This window comes from Oceanicaulis sp. (assembly GCF_965284345.1).
Classification (GTDB): domain Bacteria; phylum Pseudomonadota; class Alphaproteobacteria; order Caulobacterales; family Maricaulaceae; genus Oceanicaulis; species Oceanicaulis alexandrii_A.
The window spans coordinates 973,328-985,854 of the sequence record NZ_OZ260073.1; the positions used below are offsets into that span (position 1 = coordinate 973,328).

14 protein-coding genes are annotated in these 12,527 nt (G+C 59.8%); 9 read left to right on the forward strand and 5 right to left on the reverse strand.

The window, feature by feature from the left end; genetic code table 11:
* Positions 1-78: 78 nt before the first annotated feature.
* Genes ACQ66J_RS04895 through ACQ66J_RS04930 form a run of 8 tightly spaced genes read left to right on the forward strand, consistent with a single transcriptional unit; the run spans position 79 to position 7,063 of the window.
* Complete coding sequence (locus tag ACQ66J_RS04895) at positions 79-753, forward strand: type II secretion system protein (RefSeq protein ID WP_430430708.1); 675 nt, start codon at positions 79-81, stop codon at positions 751-753.
* Positions 753-1,799 carry a hypothetical protein gene (locus ACQ66J_RS04900; RefSeq protein ID WP_430430709.1) on the forward strand — a complete coding sequence of 349 codons (1,047 nt, stop codon included), beginning with the start codon at positions 753-755 and terminating at the stop codon, positions 1,797-1,799. The genes ACQ66J_RS04895 and ACQ66J_RS04900 overlap by 1 nt, the downstream gene beginning before the upstream one ends.
* Positions 1,753-2,802, forward strand: coding sequence for a hypothetical protein (locus ACQ66J_RS04905; protein ID WP_430430710.1), 1,050 nt, complete (start codon positions 1,753-1,755; stop codon positions 2,800-2,802). The genes ACQ66J_RS04900 and ACQ66J_RS04905 overlap by 47 nt, the downstream gene beginning before the upstream one ends.
* A complete protein-coding gene (locus ACQ66J_RS04910; protein WP_430430711.1) occupies positions 2,799-3,386 on the forward strand; it encodes a hypothetical protein in 588 nt (195 codons plus the stop codon). The genes ACQ66J_RS04905 and ACQ66J_RS04910 overlap by 4 nt, the downstream gene beginning before the upstream one ends.
* Complete coding sequence (locus ACQ66J_RS04915) at positions 3,383-3,871, forward strand: SctD/MshK family protein (protein WP_430430712.1); 489 nt, start codon at positions 3,383-3,385, stop codon at positions 3,869-3,871. Before ACQ66J_RS04910 ends, ACQ66J_RS04915 begins: the two co-directional genes overlap by 4 nt.
* Complete coding sequence (locus tag ACQ66J_RS04920) at positions 3,868-6,018, forward strand: secretin N-terminal domain-containing protein (protein ID WP_430430713.1); 2,151 nt, start codon at positions 3,868-3,870, stop codon at positions 6,016-6,018. Before ACQ66J_RS04915 ends, ACQ66J_RS04920 begins: the two co-directional genes overlap by 4 nt.
* Positions 6,019-6,026: 8 nt before the next feature.
* Complete coding sequence (locus tag ACQ66J_RS04925) at positions 6,027-6,650, forward strand: hypothetical protein (protein WP_430430714.1); 624 nt, start codon at positions 6,027-6,029, stop codon at positions 6,648-6,650.
* A complete protein-coding gene (locus tag ACQ66J_RS04930; RefSeq protein ID WP_273020127.1) occupies positions 6,647-7,063 on the forward strand; it encodes a type IV pilus modification PilV family protein in 417 nt (138 codons plus the stop codon). Before ACQ66J_RS04925 ends, ACQ66J_RS04930 begins: the two co-directional genes overlap by 4 nt.
* Here the strand turns inward: ACQ66J_RS04930 and ACQ66J_RS04935 are convergent.
* Positions 7,060-7,473: a pilus assembly FimT family protein gene (locus tag ACQ66J_RS04935; RefSeq protein ID WP_430430715.1), complete on the reverse strand. Its 414-nt coding sequence runs from the start codon at positions 7,471-7,473 to the stop codon at positions 7,060-7,062. The two genes, ACQ66J_RS04930 and ACQ66J_RS04935, sit on opposite strands and share 4 nt — an antisense overlap.
* Positions 7,474-7,476: 3 nt before the next feature.
* Complete coding sequence (gene gspG / locus ACQ66J_RS04940) at positions 7,477-7,935, reverse strand: type II secretion system major pseudopilin GspG (RefSeq protein ID WP_273020129.1); 459 nt, start codon at positions 7,933-7,935, stop codon at positions 7,477-7,479.
* A gap of 163 nt (positions 7,936-8,098) precedes the next feature.
* Here gspG and ACQ66J_RS04945 point away from each other — a divergent pair, with 163 nt between their 5' ends.
* On the forward strand, positions 8,099-8,812 hold the full coding sequence (locus tag ACQ66J_RS04945; RefSeq protein ID WP_430430716.1) for a methyltransferase domain-containing protein: 714 nt from the start codon (positions 8,099-8,101) through the stop codon (positions 8,810-8,812).
* Between the two features lie 14 nt (positions 8,813-8,826).
* Here ACQ66J_RS04945 and ACQ66J_RS04950 read toward each other — a convergent pair whose 3' ends face one another.
* Genes ACQ66J_RS04950 through ACQ66J_RS04960 form a run of 3 tightly spaced genes read right to left on the reverse strand, consistent with a single transcriptional unit; the run spans position 8,827 to position 12,521 of the window.
* Positions 8,827-10,026: a type II secretion system F family protein gene (locus tag ACQ66J_RS04950; RefSeq protein ID WP_430430717.1), complete on the reverse strand. Its 1,200-nt coding sequence runs from the start codon at positions 10,024-10,026 to the stop codon at positions 8,827-8,829.
* Positions 10,027-10,028: 2 nt separating this feature from the next.
* Positions 10,029-10,724 (reverse strand): class I SAM-dependent methyltransferase, encoded by a 696-nt coding sequence (locus ACQ66J_RS04955; RefSeq protein ID WP_430430718.1) that lies wholly within the window; start codon positions 10,722-10,724, stop codon positions 10,029-10,031.
* A gap of 12 nt (positions 10,725-10,736) precedes the next feature.
* Complete coding sequence (locus tag ACQ66J_RS04960) at positions 10,737-12,521, reverse strand: GspE/PulE family protein (RefSeq protein WP_430430719.1); 1,785 nt, start codon at positions 12,519-12,521, stop codon at positions 10,737-10,739.
* Between the last annotated feature and the right edge of the window lie 6 nt (positions 12,522-12,527).

Here is a 12,527-nt window from a genome sequence, read left to right on the forward strand (position 1 = left end):
ACTCACACCGAGTGCGTTCAAACCCTTTTTCAGCCGTGCTATTGCCTGAAGGGCGCTTTTGAACCGATCTGGAAGACCATGAACCGTTCCGCCGGGTACACGCTGATTGAAGTCCTCATCATGCTCGCGGTCACGGCGATCCTGGCCGCGACGGTACTGGAAACCGTCCGCGCTTCAGCTTCCAACGGCTTCCGGATCGAACAGGCCGCCCGCAACGCGTCTCAAGATTACATCACCCTGGCCGGCGTTCGCCGGGCTGTGGATGCAACCAAGCCCGACTATTTCGATGCACCGAACACTTTCAATGGCAATGGCGCTGAGTTTTCCGCTCTAACATCCCAGCCCCTCATATCCGTGCGGCCAGGCGTACACCCTTACACGCTTCGGATTGAGAATACGTCGGAAGGGTCCGCCCTGGTCTACGAAGAGCGATCCAGCGCTCTGCAAGTTGCATTCTGGCCCCGAGCTGAGGGGCGATTTGTCTATTTTGGCGAGTCCAGTGCAGACCGTACCGGCTTCATCCGTCGAATGGGAGAGCCCGTTCCTCGCAACTGGTCGCCGATCTGGCCGCCAACAGCAGACGTCAGCCAGACTGCAAGCAGCAACACCAATTCCTATTTCGCAACCCAACCACTTGCGGTTCGAACTGAAATCCGTCTGCCAGATGGCCGTACCCAGATCATAGCGTTTCACTTGTCCACCACCGCTGGCCCTACTCCTCGCGTTGAGGACCTGCTCGGAAGGCTGCAATAATGAGCGCTCGCCCCGGATACGCCCTGCCGCTCACGCTCGCCGCCATCATCGTGATCGCGATGGTCGCAACGATCGCGGCCCAACAAGTGCGCAACTCCACGCAAACCATCACAGCGCTCTCAGACCAGATGCGGATTCGCTCAGAAATGATCTCCGCGGAGCAGACGCTCATCTATGAGCTTCTGACCGAGCCGATGACGCTGAATGGTGTTTCTGTTGGGCAAGTCAGCGATCCTGCAGCGCTTCTTTTCGGCACTGGAGCGCAATCATCCACACAGACCCTGATCTTAGTCAATGGACAAGCCTATCACTATGGCCAGGACTATCCCGTTATTGCACGCCTGTATGCTGATCAGACTTTCTTGAATGCGAACAGTCGCGATCCCGTCTACATTTCAGACATGCTAGATCTGTTCGGAGTTCCTCGCACCGAACACTCGCGCTTTGTGGCGACGCTGATTGATTATCAGGATCAAGACAACCTGCGAAGTTTGGGCGGGGCGGAAGCGCGAGATTATGAAACGCCCGGCCTTCCAAGTAACAAGCCATTGCGGGACGCGCTGGAATTATGCGCGATAAAACACTGGTCTGACTCTGCAGTCTGCGAGGATAGAGGTCGCCTCCTTATGACGCTCCGTACGCGCTCAGCTGACCGGATGAACGCGAATCTCGCATCTGAGGCTCTGCTGACTTTCCTCATGCCGGACACGCAAGCGGAAGAAATAGCGCGTGTTCATTCAAGCTTCGCTAGGTCAGAACTGAGATCGTTCAGCGAGATTGGCGCCCCGGCATTTGACGAGATCCGGGACCCGCTGAGCATCGCAACGACAGCCGGCCCAAGACTGACGCTCATCACGCATAGCCTCGACGGCGTCATAAGCCAGCGTACGGTCGTGGAACTCACGCCCACCAGCCTGATCTCGCCCTTTGTGGTTCACAGCAAGTACGCTATTGGGGGAGATTATACGCAAAACATTTTGCGAATTGAGAGAATCGACGATGTCCCGCCGCTTCCCCAACCGACCGCAATCACGACTGAGTTCTGAGAATGGCCTAGACCGAGAAGGGGGTCGTCTTCAGCGTCTGGTTTTTGGTGAACGCATCATCATTACGCGAGCGCTGTGTCACTATGAAACCATGCCGACGCCTGCTGGCGGACACAGCCTTCAAAGATACGAAGCCGTCAAGTTAAGCGCCAAAGCACGCACCCCAATCGCAGACCCAGCATTCCATTTTGACTGGGGCGAAGATCGTATCGGAATCTGGAGCTGGCCGCGCCATTTAACCGCTGATCTTGCCGATTTCGAAGGTGAAACTCTTCCTGAAACCGTACTCCATCCGCCCATGGTGACCGGCGCTCGCTTGGTGGAATGTATCGATGGGTATGAAGGTCAAGCCTGGCAAGACCAGACCCTGATCGCCAGTCGATGGTGGCCAACGCCGCCCAGTACGACAGACTGGGCAGGATTTCTGCGTGCGACCCGGACGAGCGGAGGAGACAGCATTCAGCCAGTACCTGTAGCTCTCGACCTTCTTTCAAAGCCTGCGAATGCGCCGCCGTACACAGTTCTTGTGGATCGGATAAAAACCATTGGTCTGCGCGACCTAGCGGCGTTGGTCATGGTCTTCCTGGCGGTTCCAGCGCTCTATTTGCTAGGTCAGTGGGCTCAATTGAGCCATGCGCGCGCTTCAGCAAGCGGTGAGCTCGCGCAACTTTCTCAAGAAACAGCTGAAATAAGCGCCGCCAGGCAAAGTGCGCAAATGACATCTGATGAATTGGCGCTGTATGCGCAAGCCCTCAATCGTCGCCACCCGGCCGCGCTATTAGCAAGCGTCAGTGAAGAACTTTCCCGTTTCTCCCTTCGCTTGGATTCTTTCGAGCAGAATGAAGACCGGTTGACGCTTGTCATCCACTCAAATGAAGGTTTTGCACCAGAAGCCCTGGTTCGCGCCATGGAGAACAACCCGCTTATGAACAGCGTCAGCGTTGAGCCTGGACGTGGGGCTGGTGAGTGGAGCCTCACGGCCAATCTGGAGGCCCAGTCATGACAGAGCGCGGCAAGCTTTCTCAATGGACCGGCAAACTTCAAGAACAGGCGACGCCTCGCGCTCGTATCGGCCTGGGCCTGTTGATCGCCATTCTAGCCATCTGGGGGCTAGGTGAATTGAGCGCGTCCACTTCTGCGCTTCGTGGGGATGTTGAAGAACTGCATCGCGCCCGGCGCCTGGAGCTCAGCCTTCTCAGTGACCAGAGCTGGATCATGCAGGCTGAAACCTTGCAAGATCAATTATCTCAGACACAGTCTGATTTTTGGCGAGGCGCGACAAACGGCATTGTCGCCGCGCAGCTGCAAGGTGCTGTCGAGACCGCAGCCCGCAACGCAGAACTCACTGGTAGCCGGGTCAACGTCCAAGCCACCCCGGAGTCACTGGGAGACACAGCCAGCTTGTTTGAAATTTCACTGTCAGGTCGTGATTCTGAAGGGCAGTTTCTGGCGCTGTTCCAGGAATTAAGCCGTCTAGATCATCAGGTTGTCATTACTCAGTTCAATTGGCGGCGCAGTAACGGTTCACTCGATCTTCGCCTTCAAGCGCCAGCTCTCGTCACCTCGTCCACGGAGGGTACGCCATGACCTCACGACTGCGGTTACTGATGGCCGGATTTGCTGCCGTCGCGGCGTTACTCTTCGGATGGCTGAACGGCGTTTCAAATTCTGGCGACGCACCTGAGGGACGCCGAAGCGGTTTGACTGTTCCTCAACTCGCCGCCGCCGAAGACATTGATCGCGCTGTCCGCGCCATTTACGAATCCAACCTGTTCCCAAATGCACATCTCCGTCAGGAGAATGGGGAGGGAGATGGAACGGGCGCTCCACAAACGGTTGAAGAATTAGAACAATCGCTCAGAGATCCTTCGCTCTCTGCGCTTGTCAAACGAGAAGACGTCTGGCGCATCTTTCTCTATGGTGACAATGAGGGGGCGCAAGTGCGCGAGGTTGGGGATCAGCTAGCGGACGGCTGGATTATTCAAGACATCACTTCAACCTCAGTCCTTCTTCAGAAGGACGAGCAAACGCGTCTGATCGAGACATTCAAGGCGGAGCCTGACACACAATGAACGCTCTTCGTATTTCACTGGCGTGCGCCACAGCGCTCTTCACTGTGGGCTGCGCATCACAGAACGGTCCCTTACGCCCGGAATGGCTCACCCTTCCAGACACAGTCGTGACACAGAACGCGCCAAACCCATCCGACGTGGCTGAAGAGCAAACCCATGACGAAACCCTAAGACCGCAGCAGCCATCGCTCGTGGTGACCCGCAATACTGTCCCGTCATTGCGACGAGGTCGAAATGGTGGAGAAGCAGCGTATCTAGACACACCCGACTTGCCGGACACCCTGATCAACGTCACCCTGCCGCCACAACCCGTTCCGGCGTTCGTCAATACAGTCTTCAGCGACATTCTTGAGCAGCCATTCAGCCTTGGCCCGAATGTAGCGGCGCGAGAAGAACTGATTTCACTCCGCAGCGTCAATGACATGGAGCCCTCCACCTTCCTCACGCTTGTTGAGCAAGCGCTCCAGGATTACGGGCTTGGCGTAACTTATAACGAGGGCCTGTTCCGAGTTGTCGAGCTGGCTGAGCTACGCGCCCAAATGCCCCGATTTGTCCGTGCAAGGGCGCATGCAAGCGTGCCTTCAGATTTACGGCCTGTCGTTCAGTTTGTCGAACTGACAGCGATCGACGCCGTAGACATGCAACAAATCCTGGAACAGGCGTTTCCAGACCGCAATGTCCTGAGAATCGCTAATAATCGTCTGCTGAACACTCTGACTCTGAGCGGATTGGCTGAAGATGTTAACGCGGCAATGGCCATCGTTCAGCAGATGGACGAATTGCGGTATGCCGGCACTCAAGTTGTCACCGTAAGCGTACGCAACTGGGACGCGACTGCACTTGCAAACTCGATGAGTCAAATCATGACGCTTGAGGGCTATATGGTCGGAGTCGGTGTTACGACGCCACGTTCCCTCACCCTGCTTCCGCTAGAGTTTACCAACCAGATCATGATTTTCGCAGCAACGCGGGATCTCACCGATCACGCGCTGGCGTTGGCTGTGCGACTTGATCGGGAAGCCTTCAATGCTGAAGTGCGCATGCCGCACGTCTATCAAGCGCAAAATACTGAGGCGACAATTCTGGCGGAAGTTATTTCCAGCGTCATGGGCTCATCCTCGGCTTCCGTCGATGCGACTGGGAGCGATGACGCAACGGGCAGCAGCTCCTCGAACTCAGACTCCAGCGATTTCAGCGCTCAGAGCTATGGCAATGTGACGGTCGATGAGCAGGGAAACCGGGTCATCTATTATGGAACACAAGCTGAATATGATCAGTTTGTCAGCTTGGCTCGCCAACTGGATACGCCGGTTCCTGAAGTCATGATTGAAGTGACGATCGCTGAAGTGACCCTGACTGACGATTCGTCCTATGGCCTAAATGCAGTCTTCGACTCAGAACTCAGCGCGGGCTTCAGTGCAGAACTAACCAGTAATGGCAGTTTTTCTGGCACAGTGCGGACCGGCCAGGTCACTTTGAACGGCTCTGCCGCCGCCAATAACAGTCAGGTCAACGTGCTTTCAACGCCTCGAATCGTAGCCCGGTCAGGTACTGAGGCGACCGTTCAAGTCGGTAATGACGTTCCAATCATCACTTCCCAACGCGCCGCAAATTCTCAATCGGGCGGGTCGACCGATGTTTTGCAAACTGTTCAGTATCGCAGCACCGGCGTGCTCCTGAGCGTGACGCCGCGTGTGTTCAGCGGCAATCGCATTGACCTGGAAATCTCGCAAGAAACCAGCGCCGCTGAAGCGAACAGCAACTCCGCCATCACGAGCCCACTGATTTCCACACGTTCAATGAATTCTCAGCTTTCTTTGCAAGACGGGCAAACAGCTGTGCTGGGCGGTCTGATCGAGAACAGGTTCACACGCGGCAATTCAGGAATTCCATTGCTTAAGGATGTGCCCCTTCTCGGAGCGCCTTTCCGCAATGAGACCTTGAACGCGACCCGAACCATGCTTGTCGTTCTCGTAACCCCCTTTGTTCTGGACACCCGCAATGACCGGCAACAGGTAGTGGACACTCTTGTTCGCGCATTAAACTCCAACTTTGACAATCAATCACACGCCAATGGCACGCTGTTGCCGCCCAGTGAACCCTTCCAGATTCGCGCCGCTGGCGGTGCAGCCTCTGATCCGGACTAGGGCCAGGCATGAGCAGCGTGACAGGTCTGGCGCTCATCGCAGGCGTACTGGCCAGCCTGTCCGCGCTCTGGATTGATCGAGAAATCAGCGCCCAGCAGACGGGATCGCCGTCACGTATCAGCCCCGCCCTTTGTGGCGGGGCTGGCGTGCTGCTGGCCTTGAGCGCGTATGTCGTCACCCGCGACCTGATCATCACCAGCGCGCTTCTCGCCGCCATGACAGCACTCAGCGTTGCCGTCAGCATGGATTGGCGCTTCGGGGTGCTCGCCGACCTCACCAGCGCGATCATCGCGCTCGCCGCTCTGATAGCGGCGCCGCTCGTGACGCCTGGCCTCACACGCCTGGACATGATGATCGCCGCCGCGCTGGCCATGGGCGTCCTGGGTCTGGCCGGCCTGTACGGGCGTTTGCGGCGAGGCGAGATGGGATTGGGAAGCGGCGATATCGTACTCGTCGGCGCGTTGGGCTTGTGGTGCCCGCCTGTCACCGCCGCCCTCGGGGTGGCGATCGGGGCCGCACTGACCTTGGTCCTGGGCTTGCTCGCCAGAGCGCGCCACCAGACGCGTCTACCCTTCGCACCCGGCCTCGCTGCTGGTTTCGTCCTGGCGTTTATCGTAGACAGGCTGTCATGACTTCGATCCGCACCCGGCCCGGCTTTTCTGTGATGGAGACGCTGGTCGCGGTCGCCCTGCTGGCGATCGCCATCATCCCGCTCTACGCCTTCCAACAAACGCTGGCGAACACCGCGGCGCGGCTTCAAACCGCGTCTGATCTGCTGGACGCCCAGGAAAGCGCGCTGGCGGTGCTGCAAACCATAGACCCGATCGCCCAACCCACAGGCGACATGGACCTTGGCGAGTGGCGGTTGAGTTGGGAGAGCCGTGAGCTCGCATCAGAAAGCCCCGCCGACGGCTATCTGGGGTCAAGCATCTGGGGTGTGGGGCTTTATGAAGTTCAAGCGACGCTTGAACGAGGTGAAACCCGAAGAGATCTGACGATCCGGCGCGTGGGCTGGGTTCAGGTTCGGGACCCGACGCGCTTCTAGGACATAGCTTGCCTCATGGCGCAATCACCGTCAGACACCTCAAACGTCCACAGTCGGCCTGAAGGGGCGACAAGACGCACAACGCCTCCAGTGCAATAGCCGCTGGAGGCGACACGCAAAGCCTCGTCCACCTCGATCCGCCAATCCGGAGGAATATGCGCGTCCAGACGAGTCTGGACATCTTGCGCGCTTAAAGAGGCGCTGGAGAGAAAGGCCTCGGCGCGCAGCGCTCCCATCTCGGTCGTCACTCCACGGACGACCTGTTGAGCCTGCTGGCTGGTGATCATACGACCGATGGACGGTCCGCTGAGAGTGGCCGCGATCCCCAAGATCGCAACCACCACAATCACCTCGAGAAGGGAGTATCCCGCTCGAACGGCCAAGAGGGTGCGACTCAGCCCGCCGGTCATGGCTTACAGGCCGATATCAGCGTCCAGACCCGATCCGCCTTCCTGACCATCCGCGCCGTAAGAGAAGACCTGGCCCCGATCAGAGCCGCCGCCGACCCGGTATTGGTATGGACGCCCCCACGGATCGGCCGGCAGTCCGTCATCCCCGTCAAGATAGGGACCGGACCACATGCCGGACACGGCTTCATTGGAAGTGACAAGAAGGGCCAGCCCCTCTTCTTCAGTCGGATAGCGCCCAATATCCAACCGCAATGTGTCGAGCGCGGTTTCGATCATCCGGATTTGCGTCTCCGCCGCCGTCACATTCGCCCGGTCCAGCTGCCCCAGAAGGCGCGGCCCCACCAAGGTCGCCAGAACCGCGATGATCGCCACGGCAATCAGGACTTCCATGAGAGAATACCCTGAGCGCGTCTTCCGGGTCGCCCGCGTGATGGGCTGAAAGCGTCGAGCCAGACTGATCATGGGCGCACCTCGTCCGATACTGGAGTGTCATAACGCGGCTCCCCTCGCCGCTTTGAACACTCATACCACTCGCCAAACGAGCAATGAAAGACGCAAGTGCGGTTTGATCGGTTTTCGCACGGGCAAGGCGCTGATATAGCTCTTGAACCCAGAGGAGCCGAACATGACCCGTCATCTTTCCGCAACTGACGCCAACCAGCTTCAAGCTGGCGATGACCATTACCGCGCCTATGTGGGCCCGCCGGGCCGCTATGGCTTGCTCGGATTGCTGCAGATGAACCTGCTGACGGCTCTGGGGCTTGAGGAAACCGACGCCGTGCTCGATTTCGGCTGCGGTTCGCTGCGCCTGGGTCGATGCCTGATCCCCTTCCTGCTGCGCGGCAAATACTATGGGATCGAGCCCCATGACTGGCTGATCCAGGACGGGTTCTCCCATGAAACCGGCGGCCAGCTGCGCACGCTCAAGGCGCCGCTATTTTCCAATGACGACACGTTTGACTGCACCGTGTTTGAGGCCGAATTCGATTTCATCATGGCGCAATCCATCGTCACCCATTCCGGCCCCAAACAGACCGCGAACCTGATCCGCACTGCCGCGCAGAGCCTGAAACAGGACGGCCTGTTCCTGTTCAGCTTCATCCTGGGCGAAGACGATACGCCCCTGCCCGAAGCGGATTGGACCTATCCGTTCAACGTGCCCTATCCCAAGCCCTGGCTGGATCAGCAATGCGCGGACAACGGCCTGGTGATGAAGCTGATCAACTGGCACCATCCCGGCGCGCAATGGGCGGCGATCGCGCGCGATCCGCGTCGGCTCGAAGCGCTTGATGATCAATTGGGTCTGGCGGGAAAACCGGCGAAGCGCTGGCGCGCCTGAGCGCAAGACCTGCCTTAGATGGCGATGTCGTAAATGCTCGTCATCGCCAGAACCAGGCTGATCACAATCGTACCCACCACCATGGCGATGAACAAAATGGCGAGCGGCTCCGCCAGAGAGGTCAGCCGCTTGGCTCTATTGCGCGACTCTTCTTCATAGAGGTCCGCCACAAAGAGCAGCATTTCATCGAGGCTGGCTGACGCCCGGCCCGTGCGCACCAGATTAACGGTCATGGAATCAAACCCGGCATGGGTTTTCAGCGCGGCGTCGATCGGTTCGCCGGACCGAATGGCGCGTCGCGCCTCGGCCAGACCTTGTTTACGGCGCACTGAGGTAACCGCGGATTCCGCCAGCACCAAAGCGTCCACCAGCGGCGCGCCGCCTGACAACGCCGTACCGCACGCCCGCGCCCAGCGCGCGACTTCCGAGGCGGTTAGAAAACTGCCGACCACCGGCATCCGGTGCATGAGCTCCGACACGCTGGTTCGCACGCCTTTGTTGCGTGACAACGCAAACACGACCGCCACAACCCCCGCAACAAGCACGCCGGTCTGAAGCATGTTCTCGCTCATGAAGACACCGGTTTCGATCACCCAACGCGATAGCGCCGGTAGAGAGCTGCGGTCATCTCCCAAGAGATTGGCGAAGCGCGGCACCACGAACAGAAAGATGAAGACGATGGCGAAGACGCCCGCCACCGCCAGAAACGCCGGATAGGCCAGCGCATTGCGGATCTCGGACGCCGCTTTCAGGTCATGCTCCATCTGGGTGGAGATATCGGCCAGCGCCTTGGGCAATTGCCCCGTCGCCTCGCCCAGCTCGATCAGGCGCGGCGCATAGGCGGGCAGATCGACAAACCCGTCCCGCATGGCCAGGGATAATTGCGCGCCTGACCGCAAGTCGCGGCGCACGCTCAAGGCGTGCTCCGCCAAATCCTTGCACGGCTCGTCTGCGCTCAGCGAATCAAAGGCGTCGAGCAATGGCGTGCCGGCTTTGAGCAAGACTGACAATTGCCGCATGAATCGAAAACGGTCCTGAGGGCGCGCCTTCTTGCGCTCGTACTTGCGCGGCTCCAGACCCGCTTCATTGAGCTTGAAGGGCGCGATGCGCTGGACTTCAAGCTGACGCAACGCCTCAACCTCGTCCGCCGCCGTCAGGCGACCATCCACCTCTGCGCCGTCTGAATTCAAGCCGCGATAGAGATAGGTGGGCATGATCAGTCCTGACCGGTTTCGCGCACAAACAGGGCCATGCGCTGATCACGAGGATGGTCCCAATGGTTGAGCACATCCAGCCGCCAGCCTTTGGGCGTCGCAGCCATGAGCGCCGCGATCGTCGTGTCATACGGATCGCGATCGGGATAGGTCACCACCCCGCCTGGCTCGTGCGGCAAAGGCGCGTCGGCGGGCGTCTCCGCCGGACGCTCAAAGAAGGTCACATAGAACCGACCGTCTTGAGCGAACACGGGCGCCAGCGCCGTCAGGCAATCAGTCAGCCGCGCAATCGGCATATGGGTGAAGACCGACTGGGCGATGCCATAGTCAAAGAGCACGCCGAATCCGGTCGCGTCAAAGTCGGGGTTCGCCGCCAGATGATCCCGTGGCAACTTGCTGTCGAGGCCCGCGGGAATGATTTCGCGCTCATACCCCGCCTCGAGAAGATCAGCGCTGATATCGACGCCGTAATAGCGCTCCGAGTCGAGATATTCGGTCAGCGGCACGCCCGCCCGCAAGGACCCGCAGCCCATATCGATAAAGCGATGATGCGGTTTGAGCCCTTGGGACAGCAAGAAGCGTTTCTGAAGCGCCCCCAGCTCGTCCCACATGCCGCCGATCACAGCGCGATGATGGCCGTCCGCCACGGCCTTTTTCATGTTCTCAAGGGCGTCATAATGGCTGTAGTGCGCGCTCATTGTTTGATCCCCTCAGGCCCGAGCCTGTTGTCGCGCCTGCCCGGCGCCCAGAACCCGCAAAACCTCACCGACTGAGGTGACGCCTTGGGACGCTTTGATCAAGCCATCTTCCAGCATGGTCAGATAGCCGTCCTGACGCGCCGCAGCGAGCAGCCCTGCCGCATCCGCGCGATCATTGATGGCGCTGCGCAGGGCTGGCGTCACACGCGCCGCTTCAAACACGGCGACCCGGCCCGTATAGCCCTGCCCGCCGCACTGAGGGCAGCCGTCCGCGCTGCGCCACTGGGACTGCGCCGGCAAGCCGACTGCGCCCTCGCGACGCGCTTCGGCCAACATCTTTTCGCCCAACGCCACATCGTCGGCGTCTGCGGGTCGGGCGCAATGCTCGCACAAGCGCCGCACAAGACGCTGGCCCATCAGTCCGCGCAAGGCCGAGGACACGAGGAAGGGTTCGACCCCGAGATCAATCAGGCGCTCGATCGCCGCCAGCGCCGAATTGGTGTGAAGCGTCGACAGCACCAAATGGCCGGTCAGCGCCGCCTGGGCGGAGATGGAGGCGGTTTCGCCGTCGCGGATCTCACCGATCATGATCACGTCCGGGTCCTGTCGCAGGATGGCGCGAAGCCCCTTGGCGAAGGTGTAGCCGATTTCAGAGCGCGCCTGCACCTGGGTGATCCCGGCCATGTCGTATTCAACCGGGTCTTCAATGGTGATGATCTTGCGTTCGCCGTCATTCACCAGCTCCAGCCCACGATAGAGCGTGGTGGATTTACCCGAGCCCGTGGGTCCGGTGACGAGGATCACGCCGTTTGGCTCCGCGATCAGCTGCTGGAACACGCTCATGGCGTGCCCTTCCAGGCCCAGCCCTTCAAGGCTTGGCAGTTCTTGCTGCTTGCGCAAAAGGCGCAGCACCAGGCTTTCCCCCCAGGCGCCCGGCAGGGACGACACGCGCAGATCGATGTCCTGACCGGCGAAGCGCACCGACTGACGCCCGTCCTGGGGCAAGCGCCGTTCGGCGATGTCCATATTGGACAAGAGCTTGATCCGGCTGGCTACGGCGTCAAAACGGGCGCGCGGCAGGGTTTGCATCTGGTGCAGCACGCCGTCCACGCGAAAGCGGATCTGGAAATGGCTTTCAAACGGCTCGATATGGATATCCGAGGCGCGGCGCTGCAAAGCGTCTTCAAACACGCCGTTCACAAAGTCGATGACGGGGGCTTCTTCCGCCATTTCGCGCAAGCGCTGCGCATCATCCATGTCATCGCGGGCTTGCACACGGCCTGCTGAACGCAGCCCCGCAAGCGCCGTGTCGAGCAGGCGGTTGGGGCCCAGCACGAACTGAACGTCGCCCTGAGCCTGTCGCGACAGGGTTTCATGCAAGGCCGGGTCCATGGGCGAGCGGGAAAAGACAATCAGGGTGCGGCCAGTGAAATCCGGCGCCGCGCTCTCGCCCATAGACTCTCCCAAATCTGACGCAGGCGCCGCCTCGCCCGCCTCTGGCGCGTACCAGAGCACAGTGTCGTGCAGCAACAACCAGTCCACGGACACGCCCAGCGAATCCGACGCCTGGCGGTAGAGCGAGGGTGCATCGGGCAAGTGGTCAGGCGTCAGCACAGGCAGATCAAGCTGATCAGATAACGCGGACAGCAACACGTCTTCAGAGACCGCGCCCAACCGGAGCAGCGCCTGGCCGAACAACGCCCCGATCTCGCCTTGATAGCGGGCGGCGCGCTCCACATCGGTCGCGGTCACAAAACCGCGTTCCAGCAAAATCTCGCCAATCCGTCTGTGGTCCATGATCTC

Coding starts and splice junctions, on each gene's coding strand:
- ACQ66J_RS04895 (WP_430430708.1), top strand. CDS start 79: ATGAACCGTTCCGCCGGGTACACGCTGATTGAAGTCCTCATCATGCTC.
- ACQ66J_RS04900 (WP_430430709.1), top strand. CDS start 753: ATGAGCGCTCGCCCCGGATACGCCCTGCCGCTCACGCTCGCCGCCATC.
- ACQ66J_RS04905 (WP_430430710.1), top strand. CDS start 1,753: ATGTCCCGCCGCTTCCCCAACCGACCGCAATCACGACTGAGTTCTGAG.
- ACQ66J_RS04910 (WP_430430711.1), top strand. CDS start 2,799: ATGACAGAGCGCGGCAAGCTTTCTCAATGGACCGGCAAACTTCAAGAA.
- ACQ66J_RS04915 (WP_430430712.1), top strand. CDS start 3,383: ATGACCTCACGACTGCGGTTACTGATGGCCGGATTTGCTGCCGTCGCG.
- ACQ66J_RS04920 (WP_430430713.1), top strand. CDS start 3,868: ATGAACGCTCTTCGTATTTCACTGGCGTGCGCCACAGCGCTCTTCACT.
- ACQ66J_RS04925 (WP_430430714.1), top strand. CDS start 6,027: ATGAGCAGCGTGACAGGTCTGGCGCTCATCGCAGGCGTACTGGCCAGC.
- ACQ66J_RS04930 (WP_273020127.1), top strand. CDS start 6,647: ATGACTTCGATCCGCACCCGGCCCGGCTTTTCTGTGATGGAGACGCTG.
- ACQ66J_RS04935 (WP_430430715.1), bottom strand. CDS start 7,473: ATGACCGGCGGGCTGAGTCGCACCCTCTTGGCCGTTCGAGCGGGATAC.
- gspG (WP_273020129.1), bottom strand. CDS start 7,935: ATGATCAGTCTGGCTCGACGCTTTCAGCCCATCACGCGGGCGACCCGG.
- ACQ66J_RS04945 (WP_430430716.1), top strand. CDS start 8,099: ATGACCCGTCATCTTTCCGCAACTGACGCCAACCAGCTTCAAGCTGGC.
- ACQ66J_RS04950 (WP_430430717.1), bottom strand. CDS start 10,026: ATGCCCACCTATCTCTATCGCGGCTTGAATTCAGACGGCGCAGAGGTG.
- ACQ66J_RS04955 (WP_430430718.1), bottom strand. CDS start 10,724: ATGAGCGCGCACTACAGCCATTATGACGCCCTTGAGAACATGAAAAAG.
- ACQ66J_RS04960 (WP_430430719.1), bottom strand. CDS start 12,521: ATGGACCACAGACGGATTGGCGAGATTTTGCTGGAACGCGGTTTTGTG.